Origin of the sequence: Blautia caccae (assembly GCF_040095955.1) — a bacterium.
Lineage (GTDB): Bacteria > Bacillota > Clostridia > Lachnospirales > Lachnospiraceae > Blautia > Blautia celeris.
Genome location: NZ_JBBMFP010000001.1, coordinates 260,294 through 281,630 on the forward strand (window position 1 = coordinate 260,294; position 21,337 = coordinate 281,630).

Here is a 21,337-nt window from a genome sequence, read left to right on the forward strand (position 1 = left end):
ATATAGTAAATAAGAGTTCAGACATTCAGGAGCCAGGCAATGAGTCACTTAAAATTTGATTTTGCAGTGATCGGGGGAGATATGCGCCAGGTCTACCTGGCAGAGTATCTCCTGGAATGCGGCTGCAGGGTTTGTAAATATGCACTCTGCGCAGATATTCCGGACTCTTCCTGTTATGCTGCCTCCTCTCTTTCGGAAGCAGTTTCTAACGCGGAGACTGTCCTTGCGCCGATTCCCATAAATAAAAGCAAAGAGATTCCCCTGTCCCTTCTGCCGGATATGCTCCGGGAGGGCCAGTCCTTTTTTGCAGGATGCATACCCAGAGACTTTCAGGAAAAAGTTTTTTCAAAAGGAATCTTTGTCTCTGATCTGATGAAGGATGAGATTCTCACAGTAAAAAACAGTATCGCAACCGCTGAGGGTGCCATTGCGGAAGCCATTCAGAAAAGCAGCCGCAATCTACACGGGAGCCGCTGTCTCGTATTGGGATACGGAACCTGCGGAAAAACCCTGGTCTCGTATCTTACAGGCATGTTCTGTCATGTAACTGTATGTGCCAGAAGACCCGGTATACGGGCAGAAGCCGAAACCCTGACAGGAAAGGCCATCGCCCCGGAAGCACTGAAAGAACACGCGGACAGTTTTGATTTTATCTTCAACACGATTCCCGCGCCGATTCTAGACAGGTCACTTTTAAAGAGCCTCCGAAAACAGGCTCTTATTATTGATATCGCTTCTGCTCCCGGCGGCGTGGATTTTGCCGCGGCCAGGGACCTGGGGATATCCGCATATCTCTGCCCGGGACTTCCGGGGAGATATGCCCCTCGTTCCTCCGCCCATGCCATAGCGGAAGCTGTTTTTCGTATATTAAAGGAATTTAATGATATGTCGTCATAAATAAAAGGAGAAGAATTATGTCGTTAAAAGGAAGGAAAGTGGGAGTGGCCTTTACCGGCTCCTTCTGCACATATAAAAAAGTGTTTGATGAATTACAGAAGCTGGCGGACGAAGGCGCCGAAATACAGACCATATTTTCCGATGCCGCCAAAAGTATTGACAGCCGTTTCGGCAATGCGGAGGACTTTGTGGCAAAAGCCCGCAGTATCACAGGCAAAGAGCCCATGCTCACCATCCCCCAGGCGGAGCCGATCGGTCCTAAGAGCCTGCTGGATATTCTTGTTATCCTGCCCTGCACAGGCAATACCATAGCCAAACTTGCCAACGGCATCACAGATACACCTGCCCTCATGGCAGCCAAGGCACATCTCAGAAACGATAAACCGCTGCTCATATCCATCTCCACCAATGACGCGCTGGGAATGAATATGAAAAATATCGGCTTGCTTTTGAATGCCAAGAATATCTATTTTGTTCCCTTTGGCCAGGATAACCCGGAAAAAAAGCCCAACTCCATGATTGCCCGCACAGAACTTCTCATACCTTCTATTGAGGCAGCTTTAAACGGAAAACAATATCAGCCGGTTATACAGTAAATAACCGCTGCTGCCGCAAATCGCAGCCTGATCATTTATCCGGCGGGGCTTTTTCTGCACGGCTGTGAATAGTAACCGGCCGTGGGGTAAATGTCCTGCCGGGCCAATAGCAGAAAGGGGAATTATCATGTGTGGAATTGCAGGATTTTGTAATCCGAAAAGAAATTTTTCTGAAGAGAAAGGGAAATGGAATCACATTCTGGACAAAATGAACCAAACGCAGAAACGCCGGGGGCCTGATGACCAGGGAACTTACCTGGACAGCGGCTGCGGCCTGTCCCACGTAAGACTGGAGATCATCGACCTTGTCACAGGCCATCAGCCCATGGTACAAAAAAACGCCTCCGGGACATACGCCATTGTCTACAATGGTGAAATCTATAACATGCCTGAACTGAAAAAAGAGCTGGAAAAGGAAGGCGTTGTCTTTCAGACCACCAGCGATACAGAAGTGATCCTCCATGGTTTTATGCTGCACGGGGAGGAATATATCAAGAAACTAAACGGAATTTTTGCCATAGCCCTCTGGGATTCCGGTAAAAAACAACTTCGCCTTATCCGGGACCGTCTGGGAGTCAAACCCCTCTTCTATACCTGGGCTGACACAACACTTGTATTCTCCTCAGAGCTCAAAGGGCTGTTCGCTTATCCGGGCGTAACACCCGAACTGGACCGGGACGGACTGTGCGAGGTATTCGCTCTGGGGCCTGCCAAAAGCTATGGAAAGGGCGTCTTCAAAGGGATTCAGGAGATTCTTCCCGGGCACTGCCTGACCCTGGGCGAAGACGGCGTCTCTGAACATGCGTACTGGAAACTGGAAAGCCGCCCCCATACGGATTCTTTTGAAAAGACAGTGGAAAAGACAGCCTGGCTTGTGGAGGATGCCGTGAAAAAGCAGATGCTCTCCGATATTCCCATAAGTACCTTCCTCTCCGGCGGAGTGGACAGCAGCCTGGTCACATCCATCTGCGCCAGGGAACTGAAAAAACAGGGGAAAGTTCTGAATACCTTTTCCTTTGATTTCAAAGACAACAATAAATACTTCAAATCCAACGCCTTCCAGCCCAGCCAGGACCGCCCCTGGGTGGAAAAAATGGCAGAGTATGCAGGTACAAACCACCGTTTTCTGGAATGTGACAATAAAGCGCAGGTGGATTGTCTGTTCAAGGCTGTAGATGCCAGAGATCTGCCCTGTATGGCGGATGTGGAATCCTCCATGCTCTATTTCTGTTCCCAGGTAGTAGAGCACAACAAAGTGACCCTTACAGGTGAATGCGCGGATGAGATTTTCGGAGGATATCCGTGGTTCCATAAAAAGGAAGCGTTTGAAGGTGATCATTTCCCCTGGTCCACGAGCATGGAACCAAGAAAAATCCTGCTTTCCGATGACTTTGCCGATTCTCTCGGCATGGAGGAATACGCCCATGCAGCCTATGAAAAGACCATCCGGGAAACCCCTGTTCTGCCCGGTGAGGATGCCCATGAAAAACGCCGCCGGGAAATCTCCTATCTGAACCTGCGGTGGTTCATGGTGACTCTTCTGGACCGTATGGACCGCACCAGCATGTACTCCGGCCTGGAAGCCAGGGTTCCGTTTGCAGACCATCGGATCGTGGAATATGTCTTCAATGTCCCCTGGAGCATGAAATGCCCGGACGGTATCGTCAAAGGCCTGCTCCGCCACGCCGGGGAAGGTCATCTCCCCAGAGAGATTCTCTGGCGAAAAAAGAGCCCGTATCCAAAAACCTATGACCCGGCTTACGAAAAGCTCCTGGGTGACCGCTTAAAAGAAGTTCTGGCTGACCCCAATGCTCCCGTCCGGCAGATTCTGGACCCGAAAAAGGTTCATGCTTTTCTGGAAAGTCCCTCAGACTACGGAAAACCTTTCTATGGCCAGCTCATGGCAGGCCCGCAGATGCTGGCCTACATGCTGCAGGTGAATTACTGGCTGGAAAAATATAAAATCCGTATTTTATAAATATGCAGGCGCGGCAGATGTTCAAAAAGGCTGGGAATGTCTCTCCCTGTCATTCTCCAGCCAGTCTACCGCATCCTGCCAGTCCTCAAAAATGCAGCCACCCAGCCTCCGTTTCAGACTTGAAAAATAAGTGCTGATATTGGCAATACCGCCTCTCTCTCCCGGCGATGTCATGGACGGCCTGACCGGGAAACGGCCCAGTATGCCGCAGTAAGTCCTGTTTCTGAATACAGGATTACGGCTGCTGTGGAGAATGGGATTCCTTTTACGCCTTCCGAGTCCTTCCTGCTCCAGAAGGAAAAAATAGATTTCCAGGGCCTTCTGTACAAGCTGCGGACCGTAATACACACCGTAGGAACAGGAGACCGGCTTCTGGTCATACATATCCAAAAGTACACACATGTATATGCCGCCGTCTTTCTTTGTACCGTATTTTCCGATTCCCACGCTCAAACGTTCCCCCGGCCTGTCTGCCCACAGCTTTCCCTGAATCAGATTGGGAATGGGAAGAGCGATCTGCCGCTGCCCATAGGTTACCGGTGCGGGAATAAGAGTGCCGCTGGACAGCTCATCATCGTTTTTTTGATATACAAGCTCCTGTGGCAGATCTTCATATTCGTACAGATGCAGAACCTTGTCAATGCCCAGAAGTGTCATATCTCCGGCACCACCTCACAGACAGTGAGACACCCGTCCCTGACGGTAAATCGGACCTCCATACCCGCAAACCCGAATCCGTAGACGCGCTTTGGATCATTTTGATATGCAGGTCTCGGGTCATTTGCCAGAACGCCTCTCAGGGCTGCCCTCTTGCTTTCCGGCACTTTTTCCTCCAGCTCCTCCTGAAACACCACCTCCAGCCTGTCCTCCTTGTGCCTGGAGGCAAATCCGCCTTCCGCTTCCGGGTGGCTGTCAGCGTGGGGAATATACGGCTTGATATCCAGAATGGGGGTCTTGTCCATTAAATCCGCCCCTGTCACATGGAGTACGGGGCCATATTCCGGATGTATTTCAATCTCTTCCAGACGGACACAGGACAGGCCTATGGGGTTCGGGCGGAAGGGGGAACGCGTGGCAAACACGCCTTTTCTCGTATTGCCTCCCAGTCTTGGCGGACGCACCATAGGCGACCAGGTATCCCTGGCTGATTCGGAAAACTCCCAAATAAGCCAGATATGAGAAAATTCCTCCAATCCCCGGAATGCGTCGGGATTTCTGTACTTTGGCTCAAATATAATGGTTCCGGCAAGCTCTTTCACCAGGCCGCTCTGGCGGGGAATGCCGAATTTTGTAGGGAAATCTGTATGGATGCAGGCGATTCTGTTTATCTTCATGCACTTCTCTCCGTTTCTTCCTTTGTCCTGCTGCCTCTTGCCCAACACACTCCGGACCGGCCGCAGGGATAATAGCTCAAATACAGAATACAGCAGTTTGCTTTAACAATCAAGATACCTGCATACGCCATTTTTCTTCCGCCTATGCAGCCCCCAGTCTTACAACGGCATCGTACTGACCGGCCAGACGTTCATCCATATGGTGCGTTATGGTGATAACCGTAAGATTCTTTTTTTCCAGCAGATTTTTTTCGATTTCAAACGCGGTTTCCCGATCAATCGCAGATGTTCCTTCATCCAATATGAGAACCGGTGTTTTTCTGATCAGTGCCCGGGCCACTGCGATCCGCTGTCTCTGGCCGCCGGACAGAAGGTGGCCGTCTTCCCCTACTTTTGTATAAATCCCGTTTTCCAGGCCTGAGAGATAATCCCATATTCCGCTTTCTTTCAGCGCTGCCTGTATCTCCTCCTCCGTGTAATCCTCTCCCAGACAGATATTATCCTTGATATCCGTGTCAAACAGAAATACATTCTGATGGATGACTGCTATACGTCTGTTAATCTCCTGCTGCGTCATCTCTTTGACAGAAATTCCGTCTATGTATATCTGCCCTTCAAAATCTCCGGAATATCCGGTTAGGAGTTTGATCAGCGTGGATTTCCCACATCCGCTCCGGCCTGTGACAGCATATTTCTTACCTGCCTCAAACAGCATGTTTTCATGCTCCAGCACAGGCTGCTTTTCCGTATAGGCAAATGTAAGATCCGAACAGCATATTCCACGCTTCTGCCCCGATATACCGGAATTTTCCGGTCTGTCAATCGTCTCCCCGGCCTCTTCTTCCTCATACTCCATCCATTCCCCCAAATGTTCCATGACCGGCCGAATCCCCTGAATTTTAGGGAAATTCTGCAGAATCATTACTACCGGTATGACAAAGGTTCCGCTTAGCTGTATCAAAGCCAGAAGTGTCCCCATCGTCACCGTTCCCCGCATCATCTGCCAGGCCGCCACAAATACGATCACAATTGTGATAAGAGAAGAGAGGATATCTGAAAAACTCTCGTTTACTGCCATCAGTCTGTCTGACGCAAACTTTTTCTCTGCGGTTTCTTTATTCACCTTCAGGTATCTGCCAAAAATACAACGAAAAGCAGAATATCCCCGTATCACTTCATAACCGTTAAGAAAATCCTTTGCCGCCGCTGTGAACACAGAAAGCTGCTCTGAATAGGCATCCTGCCGCTCCTGGAGCTTTCTCCCCATAAGCGCAGGCACTGCAAACAAAAGTACCAGAAATCCCAGCAGAATAACAGTCACCAGCGGACTCAGATAAAACAGGATTCCCAGCGTAGCCAGAAAAAGCACGATCATCTGGAAACAGAGCAGCAATGGAAGCAGATAGTTTTCCTCTACCAGCTTTACATCATTCACAAGGGCAGACAGGTAATCAGCCGTATTTCTTGATGAAAACCGCACCGGTTTCTGCTTCATCACACCTTTAAAAATCCTGTCCCGCAGATGCCTGGTAACATTCCTGATAAGAATTTTCCCCATGATAGCTTCCAGCAGACTGATGCCCCCTAATGCCGCCAGGTAAACCAGCATCACAGCCAGTACCCTGTAAAATCCCTTCACATCCCCGGCAACAGCCACGTCTATTACCTGCTGCATCAAAATAGAGGCAAACGCCACCAGCAGCGAGGACAGTCCTCCAAACAAAATAGTTCCGCCCAGGAGCAGACGGTCCTTCGTTTTATACAGTTTCATATGGTTCCTTTCGGATATTACATCTTACAGCAATATCATTTCATGTATTTGAAATATATTTCATACACATAAAATATCATACAATTTTATATTTGTCAAATACATTTCACATTTATCAAATACAAAAAAAATAAAACGTCTTACTCCTCCCCTGTTATCTTTTCCCGTCCTTAACCGGCATCCATGACGCCGGCAGCCTGCAGACACACGCCTTTTATGAAATGCAGACCGGCCTGTAACATGGTTCCCGGGAAGGAATAGAAAAAGTGGAGGAGACACTATAAAAGCATCTCCTCCACATTTTTTAAGAATTCCCGTATGGACTCCTCCTGTAAACAATAATATACTTTCCCATCCCGCTTTTCCACTGTGACAAAATCACATATCAGCAGGGAATTCATATGATGTGAAACCGTTGACGGAGACAGGCCCAGGCTCTCAGCCAGCTCCAGGTTGAATTTTTTTGACTTCTTCAGGTCACACAGGATATCCAGCTTGCTCTTATCGCTGAGTGACTTTGCCTGGCGGATAACAATCTCCCTGGCGTCATTTCCGGAGCGCCTTCCCGCGTTCAGATATCCCAGGAGGACTCCCTGATAACCGCGTCCTTCCATAATAATCTGTGCCAGTGGTATCCCCAGAGACATATAGACAAGATGGTCTTTTCCGCAGGATTCCGCGATTTTTGAATATCCGTTCTCTTCCGGGTCAACTTTTTTCTGCATAAGCTTTTCCAGAGGTTTTTTAACGGATTCCCTGGCTTTTTCAAAAGCCGGAAGGTTGCATTTCAGCATATCACTGAGCTGCTGAAGCCGATAGACAGGTTTTCTCAGCCAGCTCAGCACATACCACATCTCTTCGCTCTTGATGCTCAGAGTATCCATAAAGTCAAGAAGCGCCTCGTCCTCTGAAATGTCAGGCAGGTCGTCCTCTGTTTTTATTTCCTGGTTTTTCTCTGTGTCCACAAGATAATACGCCATTTTTCTGCGCAGCTTTACAGGATTAGCCGTTTCGGGGTGATCCACATATTCACGGTTTTCCACAGCAAGCGCAGTGATCCAGAAAAACATGTCATTGGATTTGTCTTTGTAAAAAAATTCTTCCTGCGGTGTCTTCACTTTATATTTCAGAAAGGTCCTGATATATTTTTCAATGACCGTGAAATGCTTCTGATAAAAAATCTCTCCCCCCAGCCCACAGCTTCCAAGTTCCCGGATGACTTCTTCCCTCCATTTATCAGGATTCTCAACGCTGAGCAAAGCAAGGGTTTCATAGATTGGATCCAGTTCCTTTTTCAATATGATACTCATAAAATTCCTCCGCCGTATATTCTATGTACATAGAATATCACAAAATCCATGAAAAAGAAATCCCGGATTCTCATGATCCCAAATAATATTTACCTGTCTGCAGTGCCTATTCGTGTAATTGAAACTGGCTGATGAGACTTTCCAGTACCTGCGCCTGCGTGGATAATTCTTCACTGGCGGCCGCCAGTTCCTCTGATGTTGCGGAATTGTTCTGGACCACATCAGATATCTGGTCCACCTCGGCTGTGATCTGTGAGATGGAATCACTTTGATATTCGGACGCGGAGGCTATCTTATCCACGGCCATGACCACCTGCTTTGTCATTTCTGCTACATCGGACAGGGAATCTGCTGTTGCGTGGGCAGCTTTATCCCCTTTTTCAACAGCCTCCATCGTTTCCTGAATCAATGCAGACGTATTTTTAGAGGATACAGATGTTCTGTCAGCCAGACTGCGTATCTCTTTTGCGACCACACCAAATCCCACTCCGGCTACCCTGCTCTTGCAGCTTCTACAGAAGCATTCAAAGCCAGGATATTCGTCTGAAACGCAATATCCTCTATGGTCTTTATGATCTCACCGATCTGATTGGACTTTTCGCTGATTCCCTTCATTGCCTCGATCATTTCCTGCATCTGCCGGTTGCTCATGGTGACCCGTGTGCCGGCCTGATTCGTCTGCGCACGTGCATCCACTGCGTTTTCCTCTGTAGCTTTTACATGTTTCGATATGTTATTTACAGCCGTTGCCAGTTCTTCCACCGAACTTGCCTGCTCTGACGCTCCCAACGCAAGTGCCTGGGCCCTTGAAGAGATCTGTTCACTGCCGTCCGCAACCAGTTGTGCTGACTGGCTGATCTGCAGAAGGATGCTGCTGAGTTTGTCGCGAAGTCCTCTCATGGATGTCAGGACACGGTAATACTGGCCCCGGTAATATTCTTTTACAGCTGATTTGACCCTGAAGTCTCCCTCTGCCATGGAACCTAGTATACGGCTGATGTCTTCAATGATCGTCTTCTGATAGTCGATCAGATCGCGAATGCTGTAGGTCATCCTCTGCGGTCAACTTCTTGTCAAATCCGTCTCCCCGTGCTTTTCCTTTTTCTGTACATACATCTGCGCGTCCGCCCTTTTATAAGTGTCTTCCAGGGAGGTATCTGTCTTATCGTCATAATAGGCATATCCTGCAGACATCTGAATCTCCGCATCCGCGGGCAGACCCTCCACGCGTCTTCTCCTGCAGGATTTTTCTATCATTTCCAAAATGCGTTCACGGGGGACTTCGTGGAGAATGACTGTAAATTCATCTCCTCCTGTCCGATACAGAGCGGCCCGTTTCGGAAGACAGGATCTGAGTATTCTGCAGCCTGCCTGGATATATGTATCCCCTGCTGTATGGCCAAAGGTATCATTTATATGTTTTAATCCATCCAGATCCACAGAGACAAAGGCAAAACCGCTTTTTACCTTCATGGTCTCCAGGTTATGCATATCCACCTCAAAGGCATTTCTGTTTTTCAGGCCTGTGAGCAGGTCCGTATTGGCCATGTCCTTATAGGCAGGATTGGAAATTCTGCGGAACAGAACCACAGCGATAATGGCTGCGATGATGCAGAAAATGCAGATGATGGCAGGTGCCGCCAGTTTCATATTACTGAAGGTATGATACTGTCCGGAGGCATCGAATTCTATTCCCAGCACACCTACTACTTCATCTTTTTCATGCATGGGAAAATAGGCGATGAAGACATTTCCCCATCTTGTATGGTTAATATCTTTTGGAAGTACAACCTGACCCGCCATGGCCTTTTTCATATCCGGAATACATTCTTTTTCAATCATATCCCCTATGCAGCGGAAATCTCTATTCGTGACCGGCAGCCCATCCACCAGATAGATAAAGGTACCGTCCTCCTTTTCCTTTGCTGTATAGAGATATCTGACGCCTGTAGCTGTTCTCACATTTTCCAGCGTCTTTTTGGCTTCCTGATAAAGATAAGACGTACCGTCAGCCCTGCTGTTCAGCCTCTTAAATGTCTCCACATCCAGTCTGCCGTCCGCATACTCATAGATACTGTTGGCCCTGACACTGAGTGCCCGTATCATGCCGTTATAGGAGAGACGGTAGCTCACTCCAAAGGTAAGCCCGCATGAGATGACCACAATGATGGCAGTCATAAGGAAAACCTGTAAATCTACCCTGTATATTCTCTTAAAAGAGCCGGGTGCCGTATTATTTTTCTTCATCTTCCACCTCACTGCAGGATACGTTTTCCACCATTCCCACCGCCTTCACCGTCCTGCCTTCCTTATCCCTGATCGCAGTGAGTGTAATGCGGTTGAGTACCGTACTTCCATCCCCCATTTTTGCCCTGACCACACAGGATGCCTTGTCCTCCCCCCGGTAAATGGCGCGGTATATTTCGCGAAAAGTCTCCTCATATCCCTCACACACGGTGCCCTGTTCAATAAATCCCTCCGGGGCATTGGCAACCGTGGCGTCCAGGCCGAAGGCTTTCTGCGCATATTCCGAATAATATGCAGTCCGCGTCTCCGTATCCAGTTCAAAGATCACCGTGTTGGTGGCCTCCATAGCCAGACGGAAACGTTCCTCACTGATGCGGAGGTTCTCAATGCTGTTCATACGGACTGTCTCATCGGAGAGAGCCGCATAAAAGATATCGTTTCCGAATTGGGAAGTCAGGCAGAAAAAACGGATTCGGAGCCATAGAACCGTATTTCCTCTTCTCTTTCTCACAAATACCTCAGCGCCTTCCTTCTCTTTGCTCTCTTTTGCCCTGGAAAGCGCATCTGTCATTTTCTCCCTGTCCTCAGGCAGAATGTCCCGCATCACATCCACATGGCCGCTCTTATTCATCCAGTATTCATCCATCAGCCGGTAATACTCCCCGTTGGCCCTCAGGACGCAGAGCCTGGTCCCGTCATAGCTGTACTGAGCCACAGCACCTGTGATATTGCCAAGAAGCCGGTCTGTCAGGGTGTCCTTGTGGAACAAGTCAGTCAAATCCAGAAAATGACCGCTTCCCACCTTCTTTCTGCCTCCGTCGGCAAAATCCACTTTGCCCGGTGTCAGAAGCAGATGTTCAAATTCTTCCGTGTTCATGGGACGGTAATAGTAAAAGCCCTGTCCGTAGACACAGCCCACACTGCGCAGTGTTTTCACATGCTGTTCCCTGTTGACGCCCTCGGCGATCACCGGAAGATTCAGCCACTTGCTCATATGTAAGATGGCATCCAGGATTCCCAGACTTTTCAGCCCCTCCCCTTCCATAAAACGCATGTCCATTTTCAAAATGTCGATATTGGTGCTGCTCAGCATATTCAGGGAAGAATAGCCGTTTCCGAAATCGTCCATTAAAATCGTGAATCCGCTTTTTTTCAGCCGCTCCGTCTCCTTTATGATCCGCTCCGGCTGACCTGCGTATACACTCTCCGTGATTTCCAGTTCGATCAAACCTGTGGGAATCTGATACCGCTCCATCAAGTCTGTCAGCACGGAACACACATCCATATTAAAAATGTCCATGCGCGACAGATTGACCGATACCGGCACACACGCTCTGCCCCGGTCAAGCCACCGGCGGACCCAGGCTGCTGTCTCCTCCCAGACATACAGGTCCAGCTTTTCTATGAAATGGTTTTTCTCAAACAATGGTACAAACTCACCTGGCAGCAGCAGACCTTTTTCCGGGTGCTGCCAGCGCACCAGAACTTCTGCTCCCACCACTTTTCCGGTCTCCATATTGCATTTTGGCTGCATATAGATTTTAAATTCCTTGTTTTGTATCCCGGCTGCCATGCTGTTTGTGATTTCCTGCTCTCTCAGCAGATTTTCCCGCATTCCCTCCCGGTACACAGCCACATGGTGGTCATTTCCTTTGATAGAATTCAAAGCCATCAGGGCCCTGTCGCACATACTCCCCGCTGCCGGCTCCTCTGCGTCCATCCGATAGACGCCAACCGCGGGAACCGCCTGGGAGTTCAGGGGCTTATCGCTGAAGATCCGAAGTATCCGCTCCACCGTGACCTCTTCCTCGTATGCGGGAATACAGAGTGCAAAGACATCATCCCTCAGATTCCCCGCAATATGTGTTTCCTCACGGACCAGGCATTTTAACTGTTCTGCCACGTACTTTAAAAGCAGGTCGCCCTGCTCTCTGCCGTATAATTCATTTATCAGTTTAAACCGCTCAATGTCTATACAGATGATCTCAAAACGTGTCTGAGGAGTCTGCCGTATAGTCCTTTCGGCTGACGCACAGAAAGCTTCCCTGTTGTACAGATTTGTGACCGGGTCATATTCTCTGAGATGGATGACACTTTCCCTTAACTTTCTGTTCTCCTCCAGGAGTTCTCTATATTTACAATCTTCCAGCATTACCAATCCTCAATGATTCTTTCCCAATATTCGTAATTTTAATATAGTTTCATTTTATCACTGCTATGGGGAAAATGCTATATAATTATCACCCTGACGGCAATGACCGGGGAAAATAAAAGGCGGGCAGCATATGCGGATATGCCTGCCCGTCCTTTTATATATCTCCTTTCGCCTCTTTCTTAGCGCACTCTCCCTGCCCTGCCGTAAATAAATTTATGTATGTTTTTATCCACAGCAAGAGGGTTCAGTTTCAGAACCTGTTCCCTGATTCTCTCCTCCGCTTCTTTAACATCAACGGATGTCGCCAGTTTTAAGACCTCGCTGTCCCAGAAGTCCTCCGTTCTGCAAAAAGCAGTGGAATCCCAGCCGTAAGGCTTTCCTTCCGCGCTGAGCTTATGTCTTTTCCCACAGATCGTCAGGAAGAAATTCATCTGAAGCTCCACCAGCGCCCGGTCAAACCGTGATTTGTCTTCTTTTCCAAACCCGGCTGACTTCTTCAGTTCATGCAGCGGCATCACACCTTGTTCTTCTATGCAGGAATAAATGCGTTTTGCCTCATTGCTGATCCTGCCCTCCAGATACATATCCATAAAATCCATGCCTCCTCTGCGGCAGGCGAAAAAACAGGGATACCATTGTCTCGTGATATATCCGCTTTTTTTGAAAAAACACTTTGCATAGGCTATGTCATCTCTCTCATCCAGGACCCGCATGCGCCACTCCCATGGATCTGTCTCCCGGTCTCCTGTGTGCCATCTGACCGGCGTCTCATAGGGCGGTTCCTTGTCCCACTCCCAGTTTATGATGGAATAAATCCCCTCTGAACTGCCGCCGCCCATAGAAAAACCGGCTTCCAGCAGAACCTCCGTAAAATCTTCATAACTCCTTATATTTTTCATGTTTTACTCCATATTCTGCACTGTTCGATACGCTGCCCGTTGTCTCCTTCCTCCTCTGCATAGGAAAAACTCTTCAGCAGTTCGCAGGAAAATTCCCCGCATGCGCCGCAGTGCTCCAGTTTTTTCCCCTCTGCACATCCCTTGACGGGACAGGCACCCCAAAACGGGTTTTCAATGGCAGTGCATCCGCTGCACTCCTGTTTCAAATAAAACCTGCATTCCTTACACAGTAATCCGCATCTTGACTCTATCATCTTTCTTTTCCTTTCTGCTGTTAAGATACCTGTATTCTACAACAGGAAACATGACAACTGTGTGTCATCATCCGAAAGGAACTCCTATTTCCCCATAGAGAGTTTCCAATGCCTTGTCAGCATCGCACAGAATATCCGGGGTCACCAGTTTATCTTCTGTCTTCTCATCCGCTCTCATGAACTTCTTTGTTGAGATCTGGACATAGAGTTTTGAATTCGGCAGCTGGAAAATGGCGATCTCCCCATAACCGGAGGGAGCATTTCCGGGCGGCTGGCCTATGATCCTGCCCAGATGATTGTCTTTTATAAATTCTGAAAACAGCATGGCAGAGCTGAACGTATCCGCAGATGTAAGTACAAATACCTCTCCGTCAAATACCAGGTCGCTGTGTATGTCATTTTGGCAGACACCGTCTCCTCCGCCGACGGTAAACGGCCCCCGTCTCCAGCTATGCGTTCCTGTCTTATATGTGTCAACATCGAGATAGCGTATGAACTCATTTGCCACCATGGAATTTCCTCCGCCGTTTTCCCTTAAGTCCACCGCCACATTTCGGATATTTTCAGCTTTTACCTCCGTAAACATTTCCTGAAGGCATGTTCTGTATTCCTCGCTGTTCTTACATTCATTTAAGGTGAGGATGGCAAGACTTCCGGGGACATCAATACGATAGGAGACAAAAGGTTTTCCATCTGCGCCCTGATCTGAAACATCAGCCGCCTCGTATTCCTCGTATGGGATAAAATCTGCCGTTCCGTATACCGCTTCCTTCTCTTCGCCTGTATCATTCCGGAAGGTATAACGCACTTGGTCCGAATCTATATCCAGAAATTCCAGACCTTCCAACGTGATAAGGTCTGTGGCCATACGGCTTAATGCCCTGCTTTCTGTTTCATAACAGTACAAGTCTTCTTTTTCTCTGAATAATTCCTTCAGCCCAATGCCGTTTACCGCAGTTATCTGATATCCATCTTTCTCTTTTTGATGCATATCCTTCAGGTAGTGCCTCATTTTCTGTGTTACGCCGCCTGAAGTATGCGCGTCACCCAATACGGAAACGATATTCTGTACTTTCCGGTACAGCATGATTCCCGTGATCGTTTCCTCATCTTTCAGTTCCTGCACTGCCTTTTCACAGGCCTGCTGCACATCCTCCGGGACCCCGTCTATGAACATGGGATGGTCTTTTTTCAGATAATGCATAAGATAGTCTATATCTTTTTCGGCTTCCCTGTAACTGAGTGTCTGTCCCAGGATATCCACGTATTCCATCTCTGTGTTCATATAAGTGTTCCAGTACGGATTGCAGTACACACCCTGAATCGTAACGACGGCAAACAGCACAGTGTAAACTGTCACTAAAATTTTTGAAAGTATCCCGCCGCCGCTTTTCAGGAAAAACAATACCGCTGCCCCGATCATGAGTCCTGTCAGAAGAGCCATCATATATTCCGGTATGTGGGGAAAGTATGAATCTACTTTTAAAAGTACCGGTCCCAGCAGACAGAGCGCTGCACTGATCAACAGATATTTCTTTTTCATATACCCTCCATTAAGTAAATCGGATTTCCGTGTAAGATCATATAATAACACTATACCATACGAAAGTGTACCTGTCTATTTTTTACCGGATAAGCGGAAATTAAGCCCTCCCGGGTATGACCGGAAGGGCTCTTGAAACTGCCTGATATGTTAGACTAGAATACTGAAAAATTGATCATATCCGCCAGACTTTGAAGCTGTTCTTTTGACAAGGATACAGGTCCTTCGGCGGGTTCGTTTGTAAGGGTGTTGATATAATTTCCTTCTGTGTCCATATCAACATTTTCCTCCCGGACTTCCGACATATTGACCAGCACAAAATTTTGTGTTCCGTTATAAAAAATATAACTGTGTTTTGTTATATTGTTGATCATAAGCTCCACATCATCCCCATTGCTGTTGGTATACTCCCATTCCTCATAATCGGACAATTCCCCCATATTCAGAACAAGATCTCCAAATACTCCGTTTCTGTTTACAGACATGCCCCCTACATACCGATAGTCTGGCTGGTCCTCTTCCAATTTCACTATAATGTCTCCGTTAAAGTTTCCTTCCGGAAATGTTCTTGCATAATCCCAGATGAAATGTTCTTTATCCAGCAAAAAGTCATTGATGCCAACTTTACTTATAATCTCGTCATATCCTTCTATCGTCTCCGGCTCGCTTAACAGCTTCAGATTATATTTTCCGGTTATCTCATCAATCTTATCGGCTGTTCTTTGACTGAGTGCATTGTATGCACTGTATTTTTCCAGTTCCTGCGGCAGTCCGTTTTTGCTGACCTCCGCTATGGCCTGTAATTCTTCTTCTGAATTCATGTTTTCCAGGAAATAGCTGCTCCACTCCTGCGCTGCTTTATATTCATTGCTCCCGGCAAGGGCATGGGCTGCCATATTTACAGCTTCTTTTTCTTTGCCTGTCTGTTCTTCGCCCTCTGCATTTTCATAGACATATTCTTTTTCCGCCACAGGATGTATCTCATCATCCACCAGAATACTTTTCAGTCCGAAAAAATCAGATGCGCTGGCTGTGAGAGCCAGTCCTGCCAGCATTACGACTGCCGCAGCTAATAGGATCAGCTTTTTCTTACCCATATGTTTTCTCCCCCCGTTCTTTCCTGCTGTGTAGTTTCCCTTGTTTACTCTGTCCAGCAATTCCCTCTGTCGTGCTTCAAATGTATCGGAAAATTTGTGCTCCCCACTGTTTTCTTCCATATGCTCCATCTCCCATGCCTGTCCCAGCAGATATAATACGGATTCTACGCTGTCATCCCGGTCTGTTTTTTTCTTCCGGTCATCCTTCATCCATTTCACCTCCCAATGCCTTTCTCACCTTTTCCTTCGCGCGGCGCAGCCTGGAATAGACGTTTTCCTCACTCAGATTCAGGCGCAGCGCTATTTCATGAACGGGCATTCCTTCAAAATACCTCATACACACCACTTCCCAATACTGTGCGGGCAGGATTTTCCTGATCTCCCGTATCAGCTCCCTGTACTGCAGGCTTTTCATATAGGATTCTATGGGCCTGTACGCATCTGTCAGCCACTCCTGCTCCTCCACAGATATATTGCCCTGTTCCCGTCTGTTCTTCCTGTATATGTCTATGGCTGCATTTTTTACAAACCTTGTCAGCAGGGTCTTTATCTTCCGTTCCTCCATTTCCCTGCATTTTCCCAAATATGGTATGAACTTTTCACAGGCATCCCCCACAGCGTCCTCCGCCTGGTATTGGTCGTGCAGGATAGAGAAGGCCACGGCATACATGCCGTTTCTGTATTTCATAAATATGTATTCCAGAAGTTCAGCGTCTGACTGCTTTTCTCTTTTGTTTTCCACCCCATGTCCTCCCTTCTGTTTTTGCTTCAGAATGATCACTCTTAATAATAATAACGTATGGGAAGAGAAAAGTTGGTCACTTTTACAAAATTTTTATTCTATTTTAAAAACTAAGTTTATACTGCGGGATATTAATATTTTCACTTATCCATCCCAAGCTGACCGGCAGACCATCCTTTATTTCCATAGAAAAAGACTGCCGCCTTTACGATCATTCAATCGTCAAAGCGGCAGCCAAACGCACACACACCCTCCCCCAAGGGCTTCCGAATTTCCCAGCTCCAGTCTTCCCCCATGCTCTCCTATAATTCTGTCTGCAATGAACAGTCCCAGCCCCGAATGCTTTCCCCCGCTTCTGGCGCTGCTGCCGGTATAGAATTCTTCTTTCCCTTTCTGCAGCGCTTCTTTTGTAAAACCCGGCCCGCTGTCCTCCACTGTAATACGCAATCCCTCCTCACAGACCTCTGCGCGCAGGGAAACCCTGCCTCCGCATCCGGCATATTCAGCGCTGTTAGCGAGAATATTCAACAGTGCCCGTTCAAGCCGCTGCCTGTCTGCCCGAATGGTTCCCTCCGGCACTGCCGCCTCCCATATAAGAACTGCCTGTTTTTCTGATGTCAGACCCTGTGCCTTTTTCCTGATATCTTCCAGGAAGGCATCGGCCCGGACGGCCGTTTTTTGGGGCATCTCCATATCTCCGCCCCTGGTCATATCCAAAAGCTGCTCCACATAATCCTGCATCTGGCGGACGCTGACCTCAATGGCCTCCACACAGGTGCGGTCATCCCCCTGGAGATTCCCCTCCAGAAGCAGTTCGTTATATCCTCTCACGATCGTGATGGGGGTTTTCAAGTCATGGGCAAGGGCTGATATCCGCTCCTGTCTTGCCTTCTCCATTTTCCACTGGCTTTTCAGTGACTTTTTCAGGGCATCCTTCATTCGGTCCAGAGCCTCTCCAATACGGTCGATCTCCCGGACTCCGCAGTCTGGTACCTGAAATTCCAGATCTTCCTGCTCTATTTTTTCTATGGCGTATTGGATTCCGTTCATCTTATTCTCAAGCATTTTTCCGAAACGCACTGCCATGAACATCAGATACGCCAGAATTTCCAATAATATGATCCCATATATCATCTCCTCCGCTGCGGGCAGATATTTCCGCAGTTTCGGATTCGTAAACTGGGCCTTCATAGTATAGCGCAGCACCAGGACTTCGCCGTCACGCTCTACCACACGATAAAAATCACGGCCCAATCCTGTGTATCCCCTGTGACTTACCTCCCAGGCTTTCTCAGCATCTTTTTGGGGTATGGTCCCCTCTTTCCACTGTCCATTTTCCGTAAAAAGGGCATACGCCATAAGCGGCGGAATATCCTCTGCCCGAATCTTCTCCGCGTTTTTCAGATTTTCCTTCTCCTGCTCATACTCCGTATCCCCATGATTTGCCGGGTAAATAAGACCTCTCTGCATAGCCAGTGACATCATTACAAACCCAATGACAGCCAGAAGAACAGAGCCTGCCAGCCAGCTTATGAGATATTTGATAAAAAGCCCTTTTAAACTTCTTTCTCTTTCCATGTGTATCCAATCCCCCATACGGTCTGTATGGGTATCTTTCCGAAATCTTCTGCCTTCTGCCTGATATTTTTCACATGCATGGCGATCACTGAGCTGTCGCCCTCCGCGTCGTATCCAAACACACCCTCATATATCTGTTCCTTTGACAAGGTCTGTCCGTGATGCAATGCCAGGTATTCGCAGATCGCATATTCCCCTTTTGTAAGGGGCAGCACCTGCCCATCCTTTTCCATCTGTTTCGCTCCCAGATAAAAACGGAACCCGGACACTTCCACAGCATTCTTTTTTTCTCTCTGCTCTCTTCTCAGGTGCGCGTTCACCCTGGCGCGGATTTCCTCTGCCCCGAAAGGTTTTTTCAGATAGTCATCCCCGCCCAGGCCCAGCCCCAGAAGAACATCCGCCTCCCCGCTTTTGGCAGTCAGAAAAACAATGGGGCAGTCTGCCAGATCCCGGATTTCCCTGCACAGCGAAAAGCCGTCTATGCCGGGCATCATAACGTCCAGAAGTATTAAAGAATAATCTGATAATGAAAGCTTTCTGACCTCAAGAGGGTCGTTCACAGCCGTAACACGGTGTCCGTCCCTCTCCAGTATCTTCCGAATCAATTGAAGCAGCAGAATATCATCATCCACAGCCAAAATGGATGCCATATTTACGCCTCCTCCCTGCGTCCTTCAAATCTCTGAAACCAGACAAATGATATGACCAAGAATAACACAGATACCGTCAGATAGCAAATTCCCCCAAGGCGCATCTGGCCCCATAATCTCCGGTCAGCCCCTTGTCTCAGGGCAATCAGCAGGGTGGAAAACCGCATTCCGTAAGAAGGCCACCACACATACCAGATACCGTCTCCAAGGCCGGTGAGCATCACTGCGGAGATGACAGACTCTGCTACGCCTACACCAATCGTCACCCCTTCACCAAACCGAAGGCCTAAGAACAGATGCATGACATAGACCGGCAGATTGGATGCCCAGAGTACCAAAACCAAAAGGAAAAGAACTCCTAACCCCACTCCTTTTTCCCCTTTTAAAACAAGTGCAGCTCCAAAACCAAACATCGCAATCCCCACCGCAAGAAGACCCGGCAGATATAAAAGCATCAGTTCCGCCGCCAGGGCTTTTGTGCGGCCGGGTACTGCCAGCAGGTTCTGCATTTTTCCCGCTTTTGCCTCCCGTTCCGTGAGCATTGCCGTTACGATTCCGGCTATAGCAGGGTAAGCCATTGCCAGAAGTGTCACATACGTTGTCAAATGCTCCCAGACGCCTGCCTGCCGAAGCCCCATATATGCCAGATATAAAAAGATTCCCGCCAGCGGAATCAGAATATGGACAGGGAAAAAGAGCGAGTGCCGCATTCTGTATCCTTTACTTTTTATAAACCTGTAAAATTCTGTCATTTCACACTGCCTCCCGTCTCATCCACCATTTTATGCTCCCAAATGCGGCTGCTGCCAGCAAAATGATTACCATACCCATCCCCGGAATGAACACAGACGCGCTCAAAAGAGTGTCCCCCTGTTCCAGCAGAAGCCCGTTCGGACGGATTTGCAGTATCGGGCACATCAGCCGGTCTGCAATGGAGAAGGGAAAAAGGAAGAAGGAACCTTTTTCCACCACGGAAAAGCTGAAAAAAGCAGCCAGAAGCCCCAGCATGACAGTGGGAATCATCCCCAGCTTAGCGGACAACATCAGATAAAGGGGAATCTGCCATAAACTTACCGCCCACACAACCAGCATCCCCGCTCCGCCTGCAACAGCCGGAACAGAGGAAATAAAAACTATTCCCAGCAAGCTCATCAGTGCCCAGAAAATCACCTGGGAAAACAGCAGCCGCAGGGCCACTGCCGCACATTTCGCTGCCCACTGCCCGGCACCGAACACCGGGGAGGCCAGCATGGTCTGGTAGTGGAGCCTGATTTCACAGCGCATGTTCATGGCACATATAAGAGGCACCAGACAAGGATAAAATGTCCCATACCATATGTTATAGGTAAACTGCTGCGCATAAAGCCCCACCTGGCTTATGAGGTATCCCAGCACTACCGCAGCCACCGGCACCAGCCAGGTCATTTTTCCCATTGCGGAGTGCCGCATTTTCAGTAATTCTGCCTGAATCATCCGCTTCATCTCAATCCCTCCCGTTCCTTCTCACCACATCCATAAACAGCTCTTCCAGATCTTCTTCCCGGGCGACATCCCCCTCATATCCCAGCACACCGCCTGCTATGATACCGATGCGGTCTGCAGTCTGCTGCACTTCACTCAGGATATGGCTGGAGAGGATCACCGTTATCCCCTGCTCGGGGAACCACCGGATCAGGTTTCTGAGTTCCTGGATTCCGATGGGGTCCAGTCCGTTGGTGGGTTCATCCAGGATCAGAAGCCTGGGATTTCCCAGGAGCGCTGCGGCAATCCCCAGACGCTGTTTCATTCCATAGGAAAACTGTCCGGCTTTCTTTTTTCCCGTGTTTTTCAAATCCACCGTATCCAGGACCTGACGGATCCTCTCGTCCGGAAGTCCCAGCTGCAGAGTATGTACCCTCAGGTTTTCCTCTGCTGTGAGATTTTCATAAATAGGAGGATTTTCGATCAATGCGCCGATCTGGTTTAAATCTTTTCTGCACCACTCATGATCTCCAAAATAAATTTTTCCTCCTGTTGGTCTCAGCATTCCTGTGATCATTTTCAGCATCGTGGATTTTCCTGCGCCGTTTGGACCGAGAAGGCCGTAGATGCATCCCTCCTCTATGGCAAGGGAAACTTTGTTCACCGCCTTGTGCCCCTTGAATGATTTACTCAGATTCTCTGTTCTCAAAATATATTCTTTCATGTGCTTCCATCCTTTCTATTGAAAAATCGCCTGCAGATATCTGTTTGTTTTCAGGCGTTTTCTTATATTCAGGATAGAATGTAATTTTAAATTTTCTATAA

The 21,337-nt window shown here is 48.3% G+C and carries 21 protein-coding genes; 3 read left to right on the plus strand and 18 right to left on the minus strand.

Translation table 11 applies throughout. The features are described 5' to 3' along the window. The first annotated feature begins 39 nt into the window (after window positions 1-39). The 3 genes from WMO65_RS01135 to asnB all read left to right on the plus strand — a co-directional run bounded on the left by WMO65_RS01135 (window position 40) and on the right by asnB (window position 3,471). Window positions 40-897 carry a dipicolinate synthase subunit DpsA gene (locus WMO65_RS01135; protein ID WP_148393054.1) on the plus strand — a complete coding sequence of 286 codons (858 nt, stop codon included), beginning with the start codon at window positions 40-42 and terminating at the stop codon, window positions 895-897. A gap of 17 nt (window positions 898-914) precedes the next feature. Then, window positions 915-1,493, plus strand: a complete 579-nt coding sequence (locus tag WMO65_RS01140; RefSeq protein ID WP_033143586.1) for a dipicolinate synthase subunit B — start codon at window positions 915-917, stop codon at window positions 1,491-1,493. Window positions 1,494-1,620: 127 nt separating this feature from the next. Further along, on the plus strand, window positions 1,621-3,471 hold the full coding sequence (gene asnB, locus WMO65_RS01145; RefSeq protein WP_148393055.1) for an asparagine synthase (glutamine-hydrolyzing): 1,851 nt from the start codon (window positions 1,621-1,623) through the stop codon (window positions 3,469-3,471). 21 nt (window positions 3,472-3,492) lie between these two features. On the opposite strand, the gene WMO65_RS01150 is transcribed toward asnB, so the two are convergent. The 18 genes from WMO65_RS01150 to WMO65_RS01235 all read right to left on the minus strand — a co-directional run bounded on the left by WMO65_RS01150 (window position 3,493) and on the right by WMO65_RS01235 (window position 21,236). Further along, a complete protein-coding gene (locus WMO65_RS01150; protein ID WP_148393056.1) occupies window positions 3,493-4,128 on the minus strand; it encodes a hypothetical protein in 636 nt (211 codons plus the stop codon). Continuing rightward, window positions 4,125-4,805 carry a tRNA (N6-threonylcarbamoyladenosine(37)-N6)-methyltransferase TrmO gene (gene tsaA / locus WMO65_RS01155; protein WP_148393057.1) on the minus strand — a complete coding sequence of 227 codons (681 nt, stop codon included), beginning with the start codon at window positions 4,803-4,805 and terminating at the stop codon, window positions 4,125-4,127. The genes WMO65_RS01150 and tsaA overlap by 4 nt, the downstream gene beginning before the upstream one ends. A 142-nt stretch (window positions 4,806-4,947) precedes the next feature. Continuing rightward, a complete protein-coding gene (locus WMO65_RS01160; protein ID WP_148393058.1) occupies window positions 4,948-6,576 on the minus strand; it encodes an ABC transporter ATP-binding protein in 1,629 nt (542 codons plus the stop codon). A 278-nt stretch (window positions 6,577-6,854) separates the two neighbouring features. Then, window positions 6,855-7,886: an ArsR/SmtB family transcription factor gene (locus WMO65_RS01165; protein ID WP_148393059.1), complete on the minus strand. Its 1,032-nt coding sequence runs from the start codon at window positions 7,884-7,886 to the stop codon at window positions 6,855-6,857. Window positions 7,887-7,992: 106 nt separating this feature from the next. Next, window positions 7,993-8,373, minus strand: coding sequence for a methyl-accepting chemotaxis protein (locus tag WMO65_RS01170; RefSeq protein ID WP_256138971.1), 381 nt, complete (start codon window positions 8,371-8,373; stop codon window positions 7,993-7,995). 5 nt (window positions 8,374-8,378) lie between these two features. Then, entirely contained in the window at window positions 8,379-8,939 is a 561-nt protein-coding gene (locus WMO65_RS01175; protein ID WP_256138972.1) for a methyl-accepting chemotaxis protein, read from the minus strand. 9 nt (window positions 8,940-8,948) lie between these two features. Continuing rightward, window positions 8,949-10,133, minus strand: coding sequence for a GGDEF domain-containing protein (locus WMO65_RS01180; protein WP_148393060.1), 1,185 nt, complete (start codon window positions 10,131-10,133; stop codon window positions 8,949-8,951). After that, window positions 10,120-12,285: an EAL domain-containing protein gene (locus WMO65_RS01185; RefSeq protein ID WP_148393061.1), complete on the minus strand. Its 2,166-nt coding sequence runs from the start codon at window positions 12,283-12,285 to the stop codon at window positions 10,120-10,122. Before WMO65_RS01185 ends, WMO65_RS01180 begins: the two co-directional genes overlap by 14 nt. A gap of 182 nt (window positions 12,286-12,467) precedes the next feature. Next, a complete protein-coding gene (locus WMO65_RS01190) occupies window positions 12,468-13,187 on the minus strand; it encodes an AlkZ-related protein (RefSeq protein ID WP_054350916.1) in 720 nt (239 codons plus the stop codon). Next, window positions 13,184-13,441 carry a DUF3795 domain-containing protein gene (locus WMO65_RS01195; RefSeq protein ID WP_103731035.1) on the minus strand — a complete coding sequence of 86 codons (258 nt, stop codon included), beginning with the start codon at window positions 13,439-13,441 and terminating at the stop codon, window positions 13,184-13,186. Before WMO65_RS01195 ends, WMO65_RS01190 begins: the two co-directional genes overlap by 4 nt. A 67-nt stretch (window positions 13,442-13,508) precedes the next feature. Next, a complete protein-coding gene (locus WMO65_RS01200) occupies window positions 13,509-14,984 on the minus strand; it encodes a S41 family peptidase (protein WP_148393062.1) in 1,476 nt (491 codons plus the stop codon). 155 nt (window positions 14,985-15,139) lie between these two features. Beyond that, the gene (locus tag WMO65_RS01205) at window positions 15,140-16,291 is read right to left on the minus strand and encodes a hypothetical protein (RefSeq protein WP_148393063.1); all 1,152 of its coding nucleotides are present in this window, start codon (window positions 16,289-16,291) and stop codon (window positions 15,140-15,142) included. Next, window positions 16,281-16,823, minus strand: coding sequence for an RNA polymerase sigma factor (locus tag WMO65_RS01210; protein WP_033143597.1), 543 nt, complete (start codon window positions 16,821-16,823; stop codon window positions 16,281-16,283). Before WMO65_RS01210 ends, WMO65_RS01205 begins: the two co-directional genes overlap by 11 nt. A 222-nt stretch (window positions 16,824-17,045) precedes the next feature. Next, window positions 17,046-18,401, minus strand: a complete 1,356-nt coding sequence (locus WMO65_RS01215) for a sensor histidine kinase (protein ID WP_187370634.1) — start codon at window positions 18,399-18,401, stop codon at window positions 17,046-17,048. Further along, window positions 18,380-19,051 carry a response regulator transcription factor gene (locus WMO65_RS01220; RefSeq protein ID WP_103731038.1) on the minus strand — a complete coding sequence of 224 codons (672 nt, stop codon included), beginning with the start codon at window positions 19,049-19,051 and terminating at the stop codon, window positions 18,380-18,382. The genes WMO65_RS01215 and WMO65_RS01220 overlap by 22 nt, the downstream gene beginning before the upstream one ends. 2 nt (window positions 19,052-19,053) lie before the next feature. Continuing rightward, window positions 19,054-19,803 (minus strand): lantibiotic immunity ABC transporter MutG family permease subunit, encoded by a 750-nt coding sequence (locus WMO65_RS01225; protein ID WP_148393065.1) that lies wholly within the window; start codon window positions 19,801-19,803, stop codon window positions 19,054-19,056. 1 nt (window position 19,804) lies between these two features. Then, on the minus strand, window positions 19,805-20,533 hold the full coding sequence (locus tag WMO65_RS01230) for a lantibiotic immunity ABC transporter MutE/EpiE family permease subunit (RefSeq protein WP_148393066.1): 729 nt from the start codon (window positions 20,531-20,533) through the stop codon (window positions 19,805-19,807). 1 nt (window position 20,534) lies between these two features. Next, on the minus strand, window positions 20,535-21,236 hold the full coding sequence (locus WMO65_RS01235; RefSeq protein ID WP_148393067.1) for a lantibiotic protection ABC transporter ATP-binding protein: 702 nt from the start codon (window positions 21,234-21,236) through the stop codon (window positions 20,535-20,537). Between the last annotated feature and the right edge of the window lie 101 nt (window positions 21,237-21,337).